Annotated in this window: 9 protein-coding genes; 8 read left to right on the forward strand and 1 reads right to left on the reverse strand. The window is 71.5% G+C overall.

Going from position 1 to position 18557, the window contains the following annotated elements:
- Nucleotides 1-2: 2 nt before the first annotated feature.
- Complete coding sequence (locus tag ACFYQ5_RS08310) at nt 3-3083, reverse strand: glycosyl hydrolase (RefSeq protein ID WP_389194835.1); 3081 nt, start codon at nt 3081-3083, stop codon at nt 3-5.
- A gap of 433 nt (nt 3084-3516) precedes the next feature.
- Here ACFYQ5_RS08310 and ACFYQ5_RS08315 point away from each other — a divergent pair, with 433 nt between their 5' ends.
- The 8 genes from ACFYQ5_RS08315 (at nt 3517) to ACFYQ5_RS08350 (ending at nt 18500) form a co-directional block, all read left to right on the forward strand.
- On the forward strand, nt 3517-6057 hold the full coding sequence (locus tag ACFYQ5_RS08315; RefSeq protein ID WP_389194838.1) for a beta-L-arabinofuranosidase domain-containing protein: 2541 nt from the start codon (nt 3517-3519) through the stop codon (nt 6055-6057).
- Nucleotides 6058-6098: 41 nt separating this feature from the next.
- Nucleotides 6099-9509: a glycosyl hydrolase gene (locus ACFYQ5_RS08320; RefSeq protein ID WP_389194842.1), complete on the forward strand. Its 3411-nt coding sequence runs from the start codon at nt 6099-6101 to the stop codon at nt 9507-9509.
- Nucleotides 9510-9542: 33 nt separating this feature from the next.
- On the forward strand, nt 9543-12821 hold the full coding sequence (locus ACFYQ5_RS08325; RefSeq protein ID WP_389194844.1) for a family 78 glycoside hydrolase catalytic domain: 3279 nt from the start codon (nt 9543-9545) through the stop codon (nt 12819-12821).
- A 593-nt stretch (nt 12822-13414) separates the two neighbouring features.
- Nucleotides 13415-14938, forward strand: coding sequence for a sugar ABC transporter ATP-binding protein (locus ACFYQ5_RS08330; RefSeq protein ID WP_389194847.1), 1524 nt, complete (start codon nt 13415-13417; stop codon nt 14936-14938).
- Nucleotides 14935-15987 (forward strand): ABC transporter permease, encoded by a 1053-nt coding sequence (locus ACFYQ5_RS08335; protein WP_389194850.1) that lies wholly within the window; start codon nt 14935-14937, stop codon nt 15985-15987. Before ACFYQ5_RS08330 ends, ACFYQ5_RS08335 begins: the two co-directional genes overlap by 4 nt.
- Entirely contained in the window at nt 15971-17023 is a 1053-nt protein-coding gene (locus ACFYQ5_RS08340) for an ABC transporter permease (RefSeq protein ID WP_389194853.1), read from the forward strand. The genes ACFYQ5_RS08335 and ACFYQ5_RS08340 overlap by 17 nt, the downstream gene beginning before the upstream one ends.
- A 53-nt stretch (nt 17024-17076) precedes the next feature.
- Nucleotides 17077-18168 (forward strand): rhamnose ABC transporter substrate-binding protein, encoded by a 1092-nt coding sequence (rhaS, locus tag ACFYQ5_RS08345; protein WP_389194856.1) that lies wholly within the window; start codon nt 17077-17079, stop codon nt 18166-18168.
- A 17-nt stretch (nt 18169-18185) separates the two neighbouring features.
- Entirely contained in the window at nt 18186-18500 is a 315-nt protein-coding gene (locus ACFYQ5_RS08350) for an L-rhamnose mutarotase (protein WP_389194859.1), read from the forward strand.
- The last annotated feature ends 57 nt before the right edge of the window (nt 18501-18557 follow it).

Raw genomic sequence — 18557 nt, forward strand, 5'->3', positions numbered from 1 at the left:
CCTCAGCGGCGGGCCACCGCCCTTCCGTACGGGACGAGCCGCACCGGTCCCACCAGTCCGTACTTCTGCCGCTGGGCCACGCCGAAGACCGGTGCGTTCGACACCCGCAGCCGGTTGAGGAGGCTGGTGGCGACCTCCACCTCGATGGTGTTGGTGCCGCTGCGGAGATACGGGCCCACGTCGACGGTCGTGGTCACCTGGTCGGCGGGCGGCAGATGGCGCCCGTTGACGGTGACCCGGTAGGTGTCGAAGACCTCGCCCAGCTCCAGCGTCGCGCCGTGGCCGCCGGTCCAGGGCCGGCCGAGGCGGACGGTGGTGCGGTAGCGGCCGATGCCGGAGGAGTCGGCGAGATCCGGGATCTCCGTCCAGGGGACGAGCCCGTCGAGCTCGACGGTGCGGCGGGTCTTCTCGGTGGTGGAGGCGGTGGCGCCGGGGGTCCAGTCCTCGGCCGACAGGGTCCAGCGGGTCAGCGGGATCGCCGCGGGTACGTCGTCGATGCGCGCCCGGACCGTACGGCCGTCGCCGAGGGTCGTGGCGTACGTCCCCGGGCGGGTGTCCCGGATCTCGATCTTGCCGTCGGCCGCGCGGCGCACCTCGGCGGCCTCGGTCGCGGTGGCGTACCACTGCGGGGCGGGGCCGCTGGCCCAGCGGCCGGGGCCGGCGGTCGCGATGATCGTGGTGGCGCCGGGTTCGAGGGTGATGCGGAGCCGGAGGCGCCCGTCGGGCAGCCGCGTGTACGCCGCGAGCGGCTCGATCGTGCCGGTCCACGCGTCGAGGCGGTACGGCACGACCTCGCGGTGGCGGGTGGTGAGGGTGACGTCGTGGCTGATGCGGGTGCCGGTGGAGTTCTTCTTGCTGACGGCGTCGTTGGCGAAGAAGTAGTAGTCGGCGTCGGCGTCGGCGCGGTGGTTGTGGAGCAGCATCGAGGACTCGGCGTACTCGACGTCGCGGGTGAGGCCGAGCGCGGCGATGCCCTGCGGGACGTCGGGGCGGTCGGGGACGTTGCTCACGGTGGGCTGGGCGAGGAGCTCGCGGATCAGCGCGAGGAGCCGGTCGTTGTCGCCTGTGCGGGGCATGCCGGGCACGTGGCCGTCGCTCCAGTCGCCGATGACGATGATCGGCAGGCCCTCGCGGGCGTAGCCGAGGAGCTTCTCGGCGACATCGGTCTGGAGGGTGTGCTCACGGTTGATCATGATGTCGCCGTCGACGAGCAGCGCCTTGTACGCCGGTCCTTCGGGGGCCAGCCTGCCGTTCTTCACCACGGCGCTCGGGAGGCTCAGCAGGCGGGGGCTGAGGAAGAGGTGGGTCCAGCCGACGGGGACGCCGTCGGCGGTGAACCAGGACGCGCCGAGTCCGGAGCCGGCGTAGCCCTTCTGCCACAGGACGCCGACGTCGACCTTGTTGACCCCGGTCTGGAGCACCTGCTGGGTACGGCTCAGATAGCCCGCGATGTCGGGGGCGTGGCCCCAGGTGGGCTGGCGCGGGCCCCATGCCTCGCCGTAGCCGGTACCGCCGTTGTACGGGGAGAAGGCGGCGAAGCCGGGCCAGGCGGCGCCGGGTGCGGAGGCGTACGCGAAGCCGTGGAAGACGGCCTGGTTGACGCCGGCGGCGTACTGGATGACGAGCTTCTTGAGCGTGGCGTCCCAGGTGGTGGCGTAGGCGCCGCCCGCGGTGCCGCCGGCCTCGTTGGAGAGGATGAGCTTGCCGCCCATGTCCCGGCCGCCGGCCAGGGTGCGGAAGTCGTCGAGGTTCTTGAAGCCGAGCGACTCGCCCTCGGAGATGTCCAGGAGGGCCGCCTTGTACATGGCGTCGGTCTGGAGTCCGTACGGCTGGATGCGCAGTTGCAGTCCGAGGCCGTGGGCCCACTTCTGCACCGGAAGCAGGTGGTTCTCGACGTACAGCTCGGTGACGACCTCCATGAAGTCCCGCCGGATCGCCTTGTTGGTGGCGGCGTCGAAGGAGAAGACGTACTTCTCCTTCGTCTGGAGGAGCGCGGGGAGGTACGGAGCGGGGGCGTAGCCCATGCGGCGTTCGAACTCGGCCTCGATGCCGGGGGTCCAGAGCGTGGCGTGGGTCTCCATTTCGAGGGAGTCCTCGAAGAGCGCGCCGCCGTTCTCCTTCAGCAGGGCGCGCATGCGGGAGGTGAGGATGTGCTCCTCCCAGTAGTCGATGACCGCGCGGGTGCCCGCCGCGCTGAAGTGGTCGACGACGTAGCTGAGCGGTGCGGTGTGGGCGGGGCCCTCGGGGCGCTGGCCGGAGCCGCGCAGCCAGCAGGCGATGACGAGCCAGGTGCCGTCGTCGGGGGCCGTCCACTCCAGGGTTCCGGCAGCCGCCGCACGGGAGGTGAGGTCGGTGACGGTGTCGAGGTCGAGCTGCACCTGGGCGGCGGTGGGCGAGGTGCCGGCGGTGACCCGGGCGGCCAGGGCCCGGTGGAGTGTGCGGGTGGTAACGCCGGAGCTCGGGGCGGTGACGGGCTCGGGCAGCGGGCCGGAGAACGCGGTGCCCGCCGTCACGACCGTGACGCCGTGCGCGAGTTCCTTGACCGCGCCCGGACTGTCGGGCGTGATGCCGGGGACGGCGGCGGGCCAGGCCGGGCCGAGGGTGAGGTCGACGACGATGTCGCGCTTGCGGGCCCGTCGGAGGGCGGTTTCGACGGCGTCGGTCCAGGCGCGGGTGCCCCAGCCGTGACGCACCGGGTCGATGGGTTCGGAGACGCTGTGGGTGACGGCGGCGATCTCGACCCCGCCGAATCCGGCGGCCGCGATCTGGTCGATCTCCCGCTCGATCTCGTCGGCGTCGACGAGGGCGTCCGGCCACCACCAGCGGAACTTGGGGCGTACGGGAGCGGCGGGGGACGCGAAGCTGCGGGCGAAGGCGCCCTTGGCGGCGGGCCCGGCGGCCGGGGACGCGGCCACCGCCGTGGCTCCGGAGAGGGGCAGTGCGGCGAGCGCACCCGCCGCCGCGGCCATCCTGAGGACGGCCCGTCGCCCGAGGCCGGTGTGCGGGCCTGCCCCGCCGTCCGCTTCGGCGTTCGTCACCGCGTCACTCACGGCCGTCTCGCCGGGGCCCGGTCTGTTCTGCATCTCGCCACCCTGCTGGTTCGCCCGTGTCGGCACGCATACCGCCGTGCAGACACACATAGAGGTTTGAACGATTCAATATCTCGGCTGGAACATATGCGGCCACCACGCCGACCACAAGAGGTGTGCACAACCTTCTCCTTCGCGGACACCACCAGCTCGGCCACCCAGCCAGCCAACAGTGCACATATACACGGGTGAAGTGGGACGTAATTCCCAGCCAGCCACTTCCGGCGGGAAGTCTTGACGCTGTCGGCGGCAGCACTTAGCTTGCCACCGGACGTCGTAAAACGTTTCAACTCATCTTCGGGGAAGCCTCGTTCACAGCCGACCGGTCCTCGGCGTCCGGCGCCGCCCCCCGCCGGAAGGAGCCCGGTCCTTGACTGCCTCGCCTCCCCCTCATCCGCACCGCCCGCCGCCCCCTACCCGCCGCCAGGTGCTGACCGCGACAGCGGCGACCACGGCGGTTCTGGCGCTGTCCGGCGGCGCAGCCACAGCCGCGCCGCGCGCGACCGCCCCCGGAGCGACCGCCGTTCGTCCGGCGCTCGCGCCCCTGCCCCTGGGCGACGTCCGGCTGCTCGACAGCCCGTTCCGCGAGAACATGCGGCGGACCTGCGCCTATCTGCTCTTCGTCGACCCGGACCGGCTACTGCACACCTTCCGCCTCAACGTGGGGATCGCCTCGGACGCCGAGCCCTGCGGCGGCTGGGAAGCGCCGGACGTCCAGTTGCGCGGCCACACCACCGGCCATCTGCTGTCCGCCCTGGCCCAGGCGCACGCCCACACCGGCGAGGAGGCGTACGCCGCCAAGGGGCGCCACCTCGTGGCCGCGCTCGCCGAGTGCCAGAGGGCGGCGCCCGCCGCCGGGTACCGGCCCGGCTATCTCTCCGCCTTCCCCGAGGAGGTCTTCGACCAGCTCGAAGCGGGCGGGAAGCCGTGGGCCCCGTACTACACGCTGCACAAGGTGATGGCCGGGCTGCTCGACCAGTACCTCCTCTGCGGCGACGCCCAGGCCCTGGACGTGCTGCGCGCCATGGCCGGCTGGGTCGACGGCCGGACCGCGCCCCTCGCGTACGACCGGATGCAGACGCTGCTGAAGGTCGAGTTCGGTGGCATGAACGAGGTGCTGACCAATCTCTTCCTGGCGACCGGCGACCCGGCGCACCTGGTGACGGCCCGGCGCTTCGACCACGAGGAGCTGTACGGGCCGCTGGCGGCCGGCCGGGACGAGCTGGCGGGCCGGCACGCCAACACAGAGATAGCCAAGATCGTCGGGGCGGCCCGGAGTTACGAGGCGACGGGAGAGCGCCGCTACCGCGACATCGCCGCCTACTTCTGGAAGACCGTCGTCGACGACCACTCGTACGCCATCGGAGGCAACTCCAACCAGGAGCTCTTCGGGCCGCCGGGCGAGATCGTCAGCCGGCTGTCCGCGGACACCTGCGAGAACTGCAACAGCTACAACATGCTCAAGCTCGGACGGCAGCTGTTCCTGCACGACCCGGACACGGCCGCCTACATGGACCACTACGAGTGGACCCTGGTCAACCAGCTCCTCGCCGAGCAGGACCCGGACTCCGCACACGGCTTCGTCACCTATTACACGGGCCTCTGGGCCGGGTCACGCAGGCAGCCCAAGGGCGGGCTCGGGTCCGCGCCCGGCAGCTACAGCAGCGACTACGACAACTTCTCCTGCGACCACGGCACGGGCCTGGAGACCCACACGAAGTTCGCCGACTCCGTCTACTTCCGGTCGGCCGACAGCAGCGGACCGAGCGCGGCGCTGTACGTCAATCTCTACATTCCGTCCGAAGTGCGCTGGCGCGAACGGGAGGTGACACTGCGTCAGTCCACGCCCGGTCCGGCCGGAGATCTCACCCGGCTCACGGTCACCGAGGGCGGCGGCAGATTCGCGCTGCGGCTGCGGATACCTTGCTGGCTGGCCCACGGGCACGGCCGGTCCGCCTCCGTACGCGTCAACGGGCGCCCGGTGGGCGGGGATCCGGCCGAGCCGGGCACCTACTTCACGATCCGCCGCACCTGGAAGCGCGGCGACACCGTGGAGCTCCACCTGCCGCGCGAACCCGTCTGGCGTCCCGCCCCGGACAACCCGCAGGTCCAGTCGGTCTCCTACGGGCCCCATGTGCTGGCGGGCGCCCACGGTGACACCGCGCTCGCGACCGTTCCGCTCGTACGGCCCGGCTCGCTGCGGCCGGCCACCGGTCCGTCCGGCCGGGCCGGTGAGTTCACCGCGCTCGCCGACGGGCAGCGGATACGCCTGCTGCCCTTCCACCGCGTCCACCACCAGAACTACTCGGTGTACTGGGCCGTCGCACCCGGCCCGTCCCGTCCGCACGAGGTCGTGCGCCACACCCTGGACGAGGGCTCGGGCACCACGTCCGCCGACCGGACCGGCTCCTTCCCGCCCGCGCTGCTCGCAGCCGGCGCCACCTGGACCGACCAGGGGCCGGACGGCCACGACGCCGTCGCGCTGGACGGAACCGGCGGTCACGTCGTCCTGCCCCCGTCCGTGCCGTCCGGGCTCGACGCGCTCACCGTGAGCGTCCGCGTCCGCCTGGACAGCCTCGCGAACTCGGCCCGGATCTTCGATCTCGGGTACCACAAGGGCACCTACCTCTTCCTCACCCCGCGCACCGGGGCCGGCACGGCACGCGCCGCGCTGAAGATCTCCGGCATGGAGGGCGAGGACGTCGTCGACGCGTCCGGCCCGCTGCCCACCGGCCGCTGGATCCACGTCGCGCTGACCGTCGGCGCCGGCACCGCGGTGCTGTACGTCGACGGGGTGGAGGCCGGCCGCAACGCGGCGATGACCCAGAGCCCGCTGCTCCTCGGCGCCTCGACCCGCAACTACCTGGGCCGTTCGCAGAACTCCACGCACCCGGCCCTGCACGGCGCGGTCGCCGACTTCCGACTGCACAACCGGGCCCTGACAGCGGCGCAGGTCGCCGCACTCTGAAACGCCCCCACCTCTCGTCCACGGATACACGGAGCTCCCGCATGCCTGAATTCCCCCTGTCCAGACGTACGTTTGTGGCCGCCGCCGGGGTGGCGGGCACGGCCCTCGCCGTCGGCTCGCCCGGCACCGCGTCCGCCGCACCGGGGCAGTCCCCCACGGCGGCCCCGGCCTCCGGCTACTCCCCCGCGCGCTTCACCGACCCGCCGCGCGACAGCCGCCCCGCCGTCTACTGGTACTGGAACGGCGCGGTCACCCCCGAACTGGTCGACACCCAGCTCGCCGACCTCCGCTCCAAGGGGATGTTCGAGGTGATCATCTTCCCCTTCGACAACGCCGAGATGCAGCCCGAGTTCTTCACCGAGGGCTGGTTCGACATCGTCGAGCACGTCCTGCGGGTCGCGGAACGCACCGGCATGCGGGTCTGGATCTTCAACGACGACCACTTCCCCAGTGGCCGGGCCGGCGAGTACATCGTGAAGGGCGGCACGGTCGGCTCACGCACCTACGAGCCCCGCCCCGACCTGCGGCTCAAGGCCCTGTGGCGTTCCACCACCGTCGTCGAGGGCCCTGTCCGCGCGGACCTCCTCAGCACCACCGGCGTCGGCACGGAGACCGGCCGTCTGGTGGCCGACGCGGACGTGCTCGGCGGTTCCGCCGTGCTGCGGGCCGGTGCCGGCTGGACCGATGTCACGGTCACCGCGAGCGCCAAGGGCGATCACTCCTCCTCCGCCGCCCTCGTCGTACGGGCGAACGCGGACGGTTCGGACGGCTACGTCGTCGAGTTCGACCGGACCGGTGTCGTCACCGTGTCCCGGCTGACCGGCGGCGAGACCGCCGAACTCGCCAGGACCACACGCACCGACGGCTTCAACAGCACGAAGTTCCACACCCTCGTGGTGAAGGTGTCCGGGTCCGCGCTCTCCGTCACCCTCGACGGCAAGGACAAGGTCACCGTCACCGACGCGGCGTACGGATCCGGCAGCGCCGGGGTCCGCGCCACCGGCACCCAGCGCTCGCTGTGGGACAGCCTCACCGTCACCGACGTGTCGGGCACCTCCCTGTACGAGCAGGACTTCACCGACCCGTCCTCGCCGCGTGACTTCCCGGCCCGTCCGGGCGTCACGGGCGAGCCCGTCGCCGCGGCCGCCCGTCCGGTCGGCGCCACCGGCACCGGCTCGCTGACCGATCTGACGTCCGAGCTCCGTGCGGGCGACGGCTGGCAGGTCCCCGCCGGCCGCTGGCAGATCGACCTCTTCGGCGGTGCACCGCTCATCGACGACAGCCAGGGCTACAGCCGCAGTTACGTCGATCTGCTCGCCGACGAGCCGGTCGAGATGCTGCTGGACATCGTGCCGGGTGAGTACCACCGCCGTTTCGGCCGGTACTTCGGCACGGTCGTCCCCGGCTTCTGGGACGACGAGCCGTTCTTCGCCTCCGCCGAGGCCCACTTCAGGCGGCTGCCCTGGTCCCCGGCCCTGGAGGACGCGCTGCGCGCCGTGGGCACCGAGCCGGGTCTCGCGTACGCCTGCGCCTTCGACGACCTGGGCCGCAGCGGCCGGATCGAGCGGGGGCGCTTCTGGCAGGCGGTCTCCGACCGTTTCGCCGCGGCGTTCGAGAAGCAGGCCCGCTGGTACGAGCAGCGGAAGACCGTCCTGATCACCAATCCGCTGTACGACGAGACCTCGCCCTCCAAGCGGATCTGGTCGACCGGCGACCTCCACAAGGTCAACCAGTGGGCGCAGATCCCCGGCGGGGACGTCATCACCGCCGAGTACGAGGCCGGCGGTTCGACGATGACGCCCCGCAACCCGGCTTCCTCCGGCCACCAGATGGGCCGTGAGCGGGTGCTGCTGGAGGCCTTCGGCAACATGGGCTGGGCCGTCGCCCCGGACTTCGTACGCGCCCTGCTGGGCGCGCACGCCGCCCGGGGCGTCAACCTCACCGTGCTGCACGCCCTGTGGACGGACGAGACCCGGGTGTTCTTCCCGCCGCCGTTCGGGCCGCGTTCACCGTGGTGGTGGGCGATGGAGCCGATCTCCGACTGGATCGGGCGCGTGATGGAGCTGGCCCGGGGGACCTCGGCGGCCCGCACGGCGCTGGTGCAGCCGCAGCGGGCGGCCGAGCAGTTCACGGGCACCGGGCGGCAGGGTGAGGTCGACGGCGCGTTCAACGGCGCCGCCGAGGCGCTGGAGCAGGCCCAGGTGGACTTCGACCTCGTGCACGAGGGGGCGCTCTCGGGTGACCGGGGGCTGCTCGCGCACGGGTCGGTGCGCGACGGCCGACTGGTGGTCGGCGCGGCCCGCTACGATCTGGCCGTCCTTCCGGTGACCCCCGCCCTCACCGCGGCGACCGTACGGAAGCTGGCCGAGTTCGTCCGCGCCGGCGGCACCGTCGTCGCCGTGGGCGAGCTTCCCCTGGAGGACGCGAACGGCCAGGACCGTTCCCTGCAGCGGGCGTTCGGCGGGCTGTTCGGCGACAGCGTGCCGAGCCGTCGCCGCTCCGGGAAGGGCGAGGCCGTGCGGGTGACGGACACCGGCGGGCTGCGGGACGCGGCGTACGCCGCCGGGGTGGCCGCCGCCGTCCTGGAACCGGCCGCACCGGCGCTGCGGGTCCTGCGCACCGTGCGCGGCAAGGACACCGCCTTCCTCATCAACAACGAGAGCGGGGAGACGGTCGAGACCGTGGCCGCGCTGCCGGCCGCCGGGGTGCCGGAGCTGTGGGACCCGGTCACCGGGTCCGCCCGTCCTGCGCCCGTGTACCGCACGGGCCGGTGGGGGACGTCGCAGGACGCGGCAGCCGGCGTACGGGTGCCCCTGCGCCTCGCGCCGTACGAGACCCAGGCCGTGGTGCTGCGCCACGGAGCACGGTCCGGGCCTCATCTCACCGATGCGGCGCTCCCCGTGGAGGCCGTCACCCGGCACGGCCGTGAGCTGCGGGTCACCGCGGTCGCCGACGCACCCGGCCGGTACGCCGTGGCGGGTACCGACGGTGCGCACAGCTACCGCGGCACCGTCGTGGTCACCGATCCGCTCACCCCGGTCCCGCTGGACGGCGACTGGACGCTGCGGCTGGCCCGTGAGGGCGCCGAGCCGGTGACCCGGCCGCTCGGCAGCTGGACGGATCTGGCACCGCTGTTCTCCGGCAGCGGCACGTACTCCACCGCGTTCACCCTGGACCGGGCGGCGCTGCGGGACCGGGGGTTCCGGCTCGCCCTCGGTGTCGTACGGGAGGTCGCCGCGGTCACGCTCAACGGCACGGAACTGCCGCCGCTGCTGTGGAGCCCCTACACCGCCGACGTCACCGAGCTGCTGCGGCCGGGCCGCAACACGCTCTCCGTGAAGGTCTCCAACACCCTGTCCAACGAGCGGAACAAGCCCATCCCGTCGGGGCTCCTCGGTCCCGTCGTCCTCCGCCCCTACCGCCGTGCGACGGCCGCGCTCCCCCGCGTCTGATCCGCCCCTCCGCCACGTACAAGGAGCACCCGCGTGCCCAGATCCAGACCTCTCACCTCCCGCGCCCTGCGCCGCCCCGCACTGCTCGCCGCCAGTGGGCTCACCGCCCTGGTGACCGTCCTGCCGACGGCCGTCACGGCCGACGCGGTCGCCCCGGCCGTCCTCTCGGCGACCGGACTGCGCACCCAGCGCCTCGCCCAGGCGCTCGGCATCGACGACACGACCCCGTCACTGAGCTGGCGCACCACCGCCCGCGCCCGGTCCACCGTCCAGTCCGCCTACCGGATCCAGGCGGCCACCTCGCTGGAGAAGCTGCGTCGGGGGCGGGCGGACCTGTGGGACTCCGGCAAGGTCGAGTCCGCCGTGCCGGAGGCGACGTACGCCGGTGAGGAGCTCGGTTCGCGCACCCGTGTCCACTGGCGGGTGATGCTCTGGTCCGGCGGCTCCGGGCGTGACTCGGGCTGGAGCGAGGCGGCCGTCTTCGAGACGGGACTGACGCGGCAGCGGGACTGGGCGGGCGCGGACTGGATCACCCACCAGGACTGGGCGCTGAGCGGGCGCACCGTCACCCCGGTGGTGGTGAAGGTGGAGCGCACCACCGCGCGGTACGTCCGGCTGGACGTGACGAAGCTCGGGCTGCCGCTCGCCGACACCTTCCCGGAGCAGGCGTGGCGGGTGCAGCTCGGTGAGATCGACGTGCGGGACTCGACGACGGGCGCCTCCGGGCTGGCGAAGGGCTCGGCGGTCACCGCCTCCGAGACGAACACCCTCCGCAAGACGTGGGAGCCCGCCCTCGCCGTGGACGGGCTGCCCAACAGCGCCCTGCAGACGGCCGCCGGCTATGCGAGCGCCGCGCACTCCGGACCTGACGTCTCCGGACAACCCGTCGTCCTCACCCTCGACATGAAGTCCGCGAAGACGTTCGACGAGGTGGCCCTGTATCCGCGCGCCGACGTCCTGACCGAGGACGGCACGGTGCCGAACTTCCCGGTCGACTACACCGTCTCCGCCTCGGACGCCCCGGACGCGGGCTTCACACGGATCGCCGGGGTCACCGGGCAGCGCCCGCCGGAGCCCTATCTGCCTGCCGGACTGCCGCTGTTCGCGAAGGACTTCGCGCTGGAGCAGAAGGTGCGCAGCGCCAGGCTGTACGTGTCCGGCCTCGGGATCCACGAGACGACACTCAACGGCGAACCGGTCGGTGACGCCGTGCTCGAACCGGCGAACACCGACTACCGGGACCGGGTGCAGTACGCCACGTACGACGTGACGAAGCAGCTCGGCAAGGGGGCCAACACGCTCGCGGTGGCCCTCGGCAACGGCATGTCGAACGTGGTCTCCACCGCCGACCGCTACCGCAAGCTGTACGGCAACATCAGCGACCCGAAGCTGATCGCCCGGCTGGAGATCACCCTGGCCGACGGTTCGGTGCGCACGGTCCGCAGCGGCGACGACTGGCGCACCACGCTCGGCGCGACGACGTCGTCCAACTGGTACGGCGGCGAGGACTACGACGCGCGCCGCGAGATCCCGCACTGGGACGAGCCACGCGGGTCGCGCGCGGGCTGGCAGCACGCCGCCGAGGTGGCCGCGCCTGGCACCCCGGAGCGGCCCGCCGTCCTCAGCGCGCGGGAGACCGAGCCGGTCCGGGTGGTCGAGACCCTGAAGGGCAAGGAGGTCGAGGGCGCGGCGGGGAGCCGGGTCTTCGACCTGGGCCGGAACATCGCGGGCTGGCCCGAGATCACGGTGCGGGCGCCGAAGGGCACCGCGGTGCGGATCTACCCGGCCGAGTCGCTGAAGGACGGCCACGCCTTCCAGTCGATCAGCAATGTGGGCGGCCCCCTGTGGGACAGCTACACGACGGGCGGTGCCACGTCCGAGACCTGGCACCCGTCCTTCAGTTATCACGGCTTCCGCTACCTGGAGTTGAGAGGACTGCCCGAGGGCGCCACCGTCTCGGTGCGCGGGAAGGTCCTCCGGGCGGACAACGCCTCGGCCGGGGACTTCACCAGCTCCGACGAGCTGATCAACGGCATCCACTCGATCATCCGGCGGTCGATCGAGGGCAACATGATGAGCGTCCTCACCGACTGCCCCAGCCGGGAGAAGCTCGGCTGGCTGGAGCAGAACCAGCTCGTCTTTCCCGCCCTGGCCGGCAACTTCGACATGCAGGCCTACCTGCGCAAGATCATGCGCGACATGAGTGACGCGCAGACCGAGGACGGCCTGGTCCCGAGCACGGTCCCGGAGTACACCAGCCTCCCCGGCAGTTACCGCAACGACTCCAACTGGGGCGGGGCGGTCGTGCTCGTCCCGTGGCAGATGTACACGACGTACGGCGACCAGGACACGCTGTCCACGTACTACCCGCAGATGAAGGCCTACGCCGCGTTCCTGGAGGGGCAGGTCGAGGACGGCATCCTCGACTACGGCCTGGGCGACTGGTTCACCCCGGACCGCACGTTCCCGCGCGCCGTGGCCGGTACGTACGGCTACTGGCGGGTCGTCGACGCGCTCAGCCGGATCTCCGGTGTCCTGGGCGACGAGGAGGCGGCGGCGCGGTACCGGGCGGAGGCGGACGCGAGCGCGAAGGCGGTCTCCGACGCGTACTACGACCCGGCGTCCGGCACGTTCGGCGGCGGTGGGCAGGGCGCCGAGGCGCTGGCCCTGGACATGGGCGCCTATCCGGCCGGTGAGCGGGAGCGGCTGCTGGGCCACCTGGTGGGCAGAATCGAGACGGCGGGCGACCATCTGCTGCTGGGTGAGATCTCGCTCCCTGCCGTCTTCCGGGTGCTGTCGGAGTCCGGCCGTGACGACGTGGTGCACAGGATCGCCACGCGGACGACGAGTCCGAGCTACGGCTACCAGGTACGGGCGGGAAACACCACGCTCGGCGAGAGCTGGGACGGCGGCCCGGGGCAGTCGCAGAACCACTTCATGCTGGGCGCCATCGACTCCTGGTTCACCGGCCGGGTGGCGGGCATCGAGCAGGCGGAGGGCTCGGTGGGCTACCGCAGGCTGCTGGTGGATCCGGCGGTCGTGGGTGACCTCACGTCCGCGTCGGGGTCGTACACGACGCCGTACGGCAAGGCGACGACGTCCTGGCAGCGGGACGGCGAGCGCTACCGCCTGCGGGTGACCGTGCCGGCGGGTTCGACGGCCGAGGTCCACGTCCCGGTCAGCTCCGGACGTCCCGGCGCCACGGCCGGGGCACGGCCGCTGCGCACGGAGAACGGCGAGGCGGTGTACGAGGTGGGCTCGGGCGACTGGACGTTCACGTCGACGTACACGGGCGCGGCCACCGGGTCCTGAACGCTGATCACAGCCCTGGCGTGGGGGCGCGCTCCGGAACACCGGGGGGCGCCCCCACGTCGTGCGGGTGCGCCCTCGCGTCACCGCAGGGCGCCCTATCCTTTCCTCTCCGGAACGGTCCAGGGGCGGAGGGGGCGCGGCGCTGCTGTCGGCGGTCACCGAGGCGGCCCCGGACGGGCGGCGCCGACTGCTCACGTCCGCGCACGCCGGGGCGACGCTGCGCCTCCACCGGCGCGGGGGCCGGCGCCAGGTCCCGGTGCCGGTCCCCGGCAGGGCGGGGCTCGTGGTCTTTCTCGGACGGGACCGTCCGTCCTGACCATCCGGCGAGAACGCCTGGCGCGCACATGTGAGTTGAGCGATGCCTGACCGTTATGTGAATCGATTCAAGCGCCTGGAAGATAGTGGGCCGCCCCGAAGGCTGTCAAGGTCGCCCCTCCATTCCCCCCATTCGGGTCGCACATCGCCCCCCTTCCTGGAACTTCTCGCCATCAACCCATTGACTGCGCCCGCAATCCCCGTTTAGCTTCCGAGCAACCTCATTGAAACCTTTCACGGCGCGTGGAGCGGAACAGTCCCACCGCTGAGGAGCATCCATGAACCAGTCCGCCCCGGGCCCGGCCCCGGTCCTGGCCCTGAAGGGCGTGAGCAAGTCCTTCGGTGCCGTACGGGCCCTGCAGGACGTCTCCCTGCAGTTGTTCCCCGGCGAGGCCCACGCACTCGCGGGTGAGAACGGCGCAGGCAAGTCGACCCTGATCAAGGCCCTCGCCGGAGTGCACCGCCCGGACGGCGGCGAGGTGCTCCTCGACGGCGAGCCCGTCGTCTTCCACGGCCCGGCGGACGCGCGTGACGCCGGCATCGCCGTCATCTACCAGGAGCCGACGCTCTTCCCCGACCTGTCCATCGCCGAGAACATCTTCATGGGCCGGCAGCCCCGGCGGTCCCTCGGCCGCATCGACCGCAAGGCCGTGCACGAGACCACCACCGGGCTGATGCGGAGGCTCGGGGTCGATCTGGCGCCGGACCGGCCCGCCCGTGGACTGTCGATCGCCGACCAGCAGATCGTCGAGATCGCCAAGGCACTCTCCTTCGACGCCCGCGTCCTGATCATGGACGAGCCGACGGCCGCCCTGACCGGCAGCGAGACCGCCCGGCTCTTCTCCGTCGTCCGTACGCTGCGCTCCGAGGGTGCGGCGGTGCTGTTCATCTCGCACCGCCTGGACGAGATCTTCGAACTGTGCCAGCGGGTCACGACCCTGCGCGACGGCCGGTGGATCTCCTCCGAGCCGCTGGAGGACCTCACCGAGGACGACCTGGTGAGCAGGATGGTCGGCCGTGACCTCGACGACCTCTACCCCAAGCAGGACGCCGAGGTCGGCGACGTCGCCCTGTCGGTGCACCGGCTGACCCGCGAGGGCGTCTTCCGTGACGTGTCCTTCGACGTCCGCCGCGGCGAGATCGTCGCGCTCGCCGGGCTCGTCGGCGCCGGACGCACGGAGGTCGCGCAGGCGGTCTTCGGTGTCGACCGCGCCGACGCGGGCGAGGTGAAGGTGGCGGGCACGGTGCTGCGCCCCGGTTCGCCGACCGCCGCGATGGACGCCGGACTCGCGCTCGTACCCGAGGACCGGCGCCAGCGCGGACTGGTCATGGATATGTCGATCGAGCGCAACATCGGCCTCACCGGCCTGGACGAGGTCCGCAAGCGCGGGCTCGTCAGCCGGGCCCTGGAGCACGACCGGGCCGCCGACTGGGCGGTGCGTCTCCAGCTCAAGTACAACCGGCTCGCCGACACCGTGGGGGTGCTGTCCGGCGGCAACCAGCAGAAGGTCGTGCTGGCCAAGTGGCTGGCGACCGGCCCCACCGTACTGATCGTCGACGAACCGACGCGCGGGATCGACGTCGGCACCAAGGCGGAGGTCCACCGGCTGCTCTCCTCGCTCGCCGCGGAGGGCCTCGCCGTCCTGATGATCTCCTCCGACCTCCCCGAGGTCATCGGCATGGCGGACCGGGTGCTCGTGATGCACGAGGGCCGGCTCGTCGCCGAGATCCCGCGCGCGAGCGCCACCGAGGAGTCGGTCATGGCCGCGGCCACCGGACGTAACGAGAGGGCAGCGGCATGACCACCACCATCGAGAGCCCCCCGGACACCGCGAAAGCGCCGGAGCGCAGTGCCACCTCGCTCGTGGACGCGGTCTTCCGGGCACGCGAGATCTCCATCGCGGGCGCGCTGGTCCTGCTGATCCTCGGCACCTACCTGGCCAACCCGCGCTTCCTGTCCGACCAGGGCATCAAGGACCTGCTGCTCAACGCGTCGATCCTGGTGCTGCTCGCGGTCGGCCAGTCCGCCGTCGTGATCACCCGCAACATCGACCTGTCCGTCGGCTCCGTCGTCGGCCTGTCGGCCTTCGCCTGCGGCAAGTTCGTCGCGGGCAGCGACCACGGTGTGCTGACCGTGATGCTGCTCGGCATCGCCATCGGTGTCGTCTGCGGCCTGGTCTCCGGCGCCCTCGTCAGCTTCGGCAAGGTACCGGCGCTCGTGGTGACCCTGGGCATGCTCTACATCATCCAGGGCATCGACTACTGGTGGGCGCAGGGCGAGCAGATCAGCGCCTCCGACGTGCCGGAGGCGGTTCTGGGCCTCGGCAGCGGCAGCGTGCTGGGCATTCCGTACCTGCCGCTGATCGCACTCGTCCTGCTCGCGGCGACGGCGTACTTCATGCGCAGCTACCGCTCGGGGCGCGAGCTGTACGCCATCGGGTCGAGCCCCGAGGCCGCCCGTCTCGCCGGCATCCCGATCCGCCGCCGGGTGCTCGCCGCGTACGCCTTCTCCGGGGCCGTCGCCGGTTTCGCCGGGGCCCTGTGGCTGGCCCGCTTCGGCACCGTCGTCGCGGACAACGCGCACGGCTGGGAGCTGACCGTCGTCAGCGCCGTCGTCGTCGGCGGTGTCGCGATCACCGGCGGCACCGGCACCGTATGGGGCGCCGCGCTCGGCGCCCTGCTGCTCACCACCATCGGCAGCGTCCTGGTGGTGCTCAAGGTGGACTCCTTCTGGCAGGGCGCCATCACCGGCGCGCTCCTCCTGCTGGCCATCAGCGTCGACCGGATCGTGAACCTGCGGATGACCGCCGCACTGAGGAAGAGGAACGCCCGTCATGACCACGGCGCCTGACACCACGACGGCTCCCACGCCGCGGGCCGGAACGAAACCCTCTCTCGTGCGCAGTCTGGCGCTGCGCTGGGACACCGCGGTCGGTGTCCTGCTGGTGGCGGTCCTCGTCGTCGGGCTCGGGACCACGGAGGGCTTCGGTTCAGCTGAGAACCTCGCGTTCGCCTTCAACGACATCGCCGAGGTCGCCATCATCGCCCTGCCGATGACCCTCCTGGTCGTCGCCGGGCAGGTCGACCTGTCGGTCGCCTCCATGCTGGGCCTGGGCAGCGCGCTGACCGGGGCGCTGTGGGAGGCGGGCTGGGCCTTCGAAACGATCGTGCCGGTGGTCCTCCTGGTGGGGATCGCCGGAGGCCTCCTCAACGGCTGGCTGGTCACCAAGGTGGGGCTGCCGTCCCTGGCCGTCACCATCGGCACCCTGGCGCTCTACCGGGGTCTGGCCTCAGTGGCGCTCGGCAGCGACGCGGTGACGGACTTCCCGCAGGTCTACGCCGACTGGGCCGTCGACACCACGACCGTCCCCGGCACCTTCCTCACCTACCCGGTGCTGCTCTTCATCATCCTGGCCGCGATCACCGCGGTGGTGCTGCACGCCACCGGGCTGGGCCGCTCGCTCTTCGCGATCGGCGCCCAGGAGGAGGCCGCGTACTTCGCCGGCATCCGGGTCAAGCGGATCAAGCTGCTGCTCTTCGTCGTCACCGGCCTGTTCTCCGCCTTCGCGGGGGTGATCTTCACCCTCCGGTACGGAAGTGCCCGCGCGGACAACGGACTCGGCTTCGAGATGCTCGTCATCGCGTCGGTCCTGCTCGGCGGCATCGACTTCGACGGCGGGAAGGGCACGCTCTTCGGCGCGGTCGCCGGTGTCCTGCTGATCGGCGTGCTGAAGAACCTGCTCACGCTCAACGACATCGCCAACGAGGTGCAGGTCATCGTGACCGGGCTGCTGCTCGTGGCGTCCGTCCTGACTCCACGGATCATCGCCACGGTCGTCGAACGACGGCACCGGCGGGCCGCGAACACCCCGGAACCGCAGTCGTGACCCACCCCCTTCCCCCTACCTCTTCGCTCCCTCTTCGAAAGGCACACGCCGCCATGATGCTCCGCAATGCCGCTGGGCGCCGCGCCGTCGCGACCGCAGCCACCGCCGTCTCCCTCGCCCTCGCCCTCACCGCCTGTTCCGGCACCACGAAGGACAGCAAGGACAGCGGCGGGAGCGCGAAGGCCGGCAACAGCTCCGCGAAGGCCGACCCGGACGCGCCGCTGAAGAAGGGCCTGAAGATCGCCTTCCTGCCCAAGCAGATCAACAACCCGTACGAGAAGATCGTCGACGAGGCGGGCATCGAGGCGGCGAAGGAGTACGGCGGCACGGGCAAGGAGGTCGGCCCGTCCGACGCGAACGCGTCCTCGCAGGTCTCCTACATCAACACCCTGATCCAGCAGCGCCAGGACGCCATCCTCGTCTCGGCGAACGACCCCAACGCGGTGTGCGGCCCGCTCAAGCAGGCCATGAAGAAGAACATCAAGGTCGTCGCGTACGACTCGGACACGGCGAAGGACTGCCGTCAGCTCTTCATCAACCAGGCGAGCTCCGAGGAGATCGGCCGCAGCCTGGTCCAGCGCCTCGGCGAGCAGCTCGGCCACAACGGCAAGATCGCGATCCTGTCGGCCACCCAGAACGCCACGAACCAGAACACCTGGATCGACTACATGAAGGAAGAGCTGAAGCTCCCCGCGTACAAGGACATGGAGCTGGTCAAGGTCGCCTACGGCGACGACGCGGACCAGAAGTCCTTCCAGCAGACCCAGGGCCTCATGCAGGCCTACCCCGACCTCAAGGGCATCATCTCGCCCACCACGGTCGGCATCGCCGCCGCGGCCCGCTACCTGAGCGACTCCTCGTACAAGGGCAAGGTCGTGCTCAACGGGCTCGGCACCCCGAACCAGATGCGCAAGTACGTCAAGGACGGCACCGTCGAGCAGTTCTCTCTCTGGAACCCGGAGGAGCTCGGCTACCTCGGCTCGTACGCGGCCGCGGCGCTGGCGTCGGGGCAGATCACCGGTGCGGAGGGCGAGAAGTTCAAGGCGGGCAAGCTCGGCGAGTACACCATCGGCAAGGACGGCGAGATCATCCTCGGCGAGCCGACCGTATTCGACTCGAAGAACATCGACACGTTCAACTTCTGATCGGGGGCCCGGACTCCATGCAGCGCGTCTGTTTTCTGCTGAAGGTCCGTGAGGACCGCAAGGACGAGTACCGCGAGCGCCACGCGGCGGTCTGGCCGGAGATGCTGGCCGCGCTGTCCGAGGCGGGCTGGCACAACTACTCGCTGTTCCTGCGCGAGGACGGCCTGCTGGTCGGCTATCTGGAGACGGAGGACTTCGACGCGGCCCGGGAAGCGATGGCGGCGACGGACGTCAACGCCCGGTGGCAGCGCGAGATGGGCGAGTTCTTCGAGCAGTCGGAGGCCGCCGACGAGGCCATGATCCCGCTGACCGAGGTGTTCCACCTGGCCTGAGACGTCTCGGCCCGATGCCCGCCCTGACTGTCACCCGACAGCCGGGGCGGACGTCTG

Origin of the sequence: Streptomyces sp. NPDC005794, assembly GCF_042871445.1 — a bacterium.
Classification (GTDB): domain Bacteria; phylum Actinomycetota; class Actinomycetes; order Streptomycetales; family Streptomycetaceae; genus Streptomyces.

Excerpts from the sequence above, each read along its gene's own strand:
- ACFYQ5_RS08310 (WP_389194835.1), bottom strand. The coding sequence starts at position 3,083 with ATGCAGAACAGACCGGGCCCCGGCGAGACGGCCGTGAGTGACGCGGTG.
- ACFYQ5_RS08320 (WP_389194842.1), top strand. The coding sequence starts at position 6,099 with ATGCCTGAATTCCCCCTGTCCAGACGTACGTTTGTGGCCGCCGCCGGG.
- ACFYQ5_RS08330 (WP_389194847.1), top strand. The coding sequence starts at position 13,415 with ATGAACCAGTCCGCCCCGGGCCCGGCCCCGGTCCTGGCCCTGAAGGGC.
- ACFYQ5_RS08335 (WP_389194850.1), top strand. The coding sequence starts at position 14,935 with ATGACCACCACCATCGAGAGCCCCCCGGACACCGCGAAAGCGCCGGAG.
- ACFYQ5_RS08340 (WP_389194853.1), top strand. The coding sequence starts at position 15,971 with ATGACCACGGCGCCTGACACCACGACGGCTCCCACGCCGCGGGCCGGA.
- rhaS (WP_389194856.1), top strand. The coding sequence starts at position 17,077 with ATGATGCTCCGCAATGCCGCTGGGCGCCGCGCCGTCGCGACCGCAGCC.
- ACFYQ5_RS08350 (WP_389194859.1), top strand. The coding sequence starts at position 18,186 with ATGCAGCGCGTCTGTTTTCTGCTGAAGGTCCGTGAGGACCGCAAGGAC.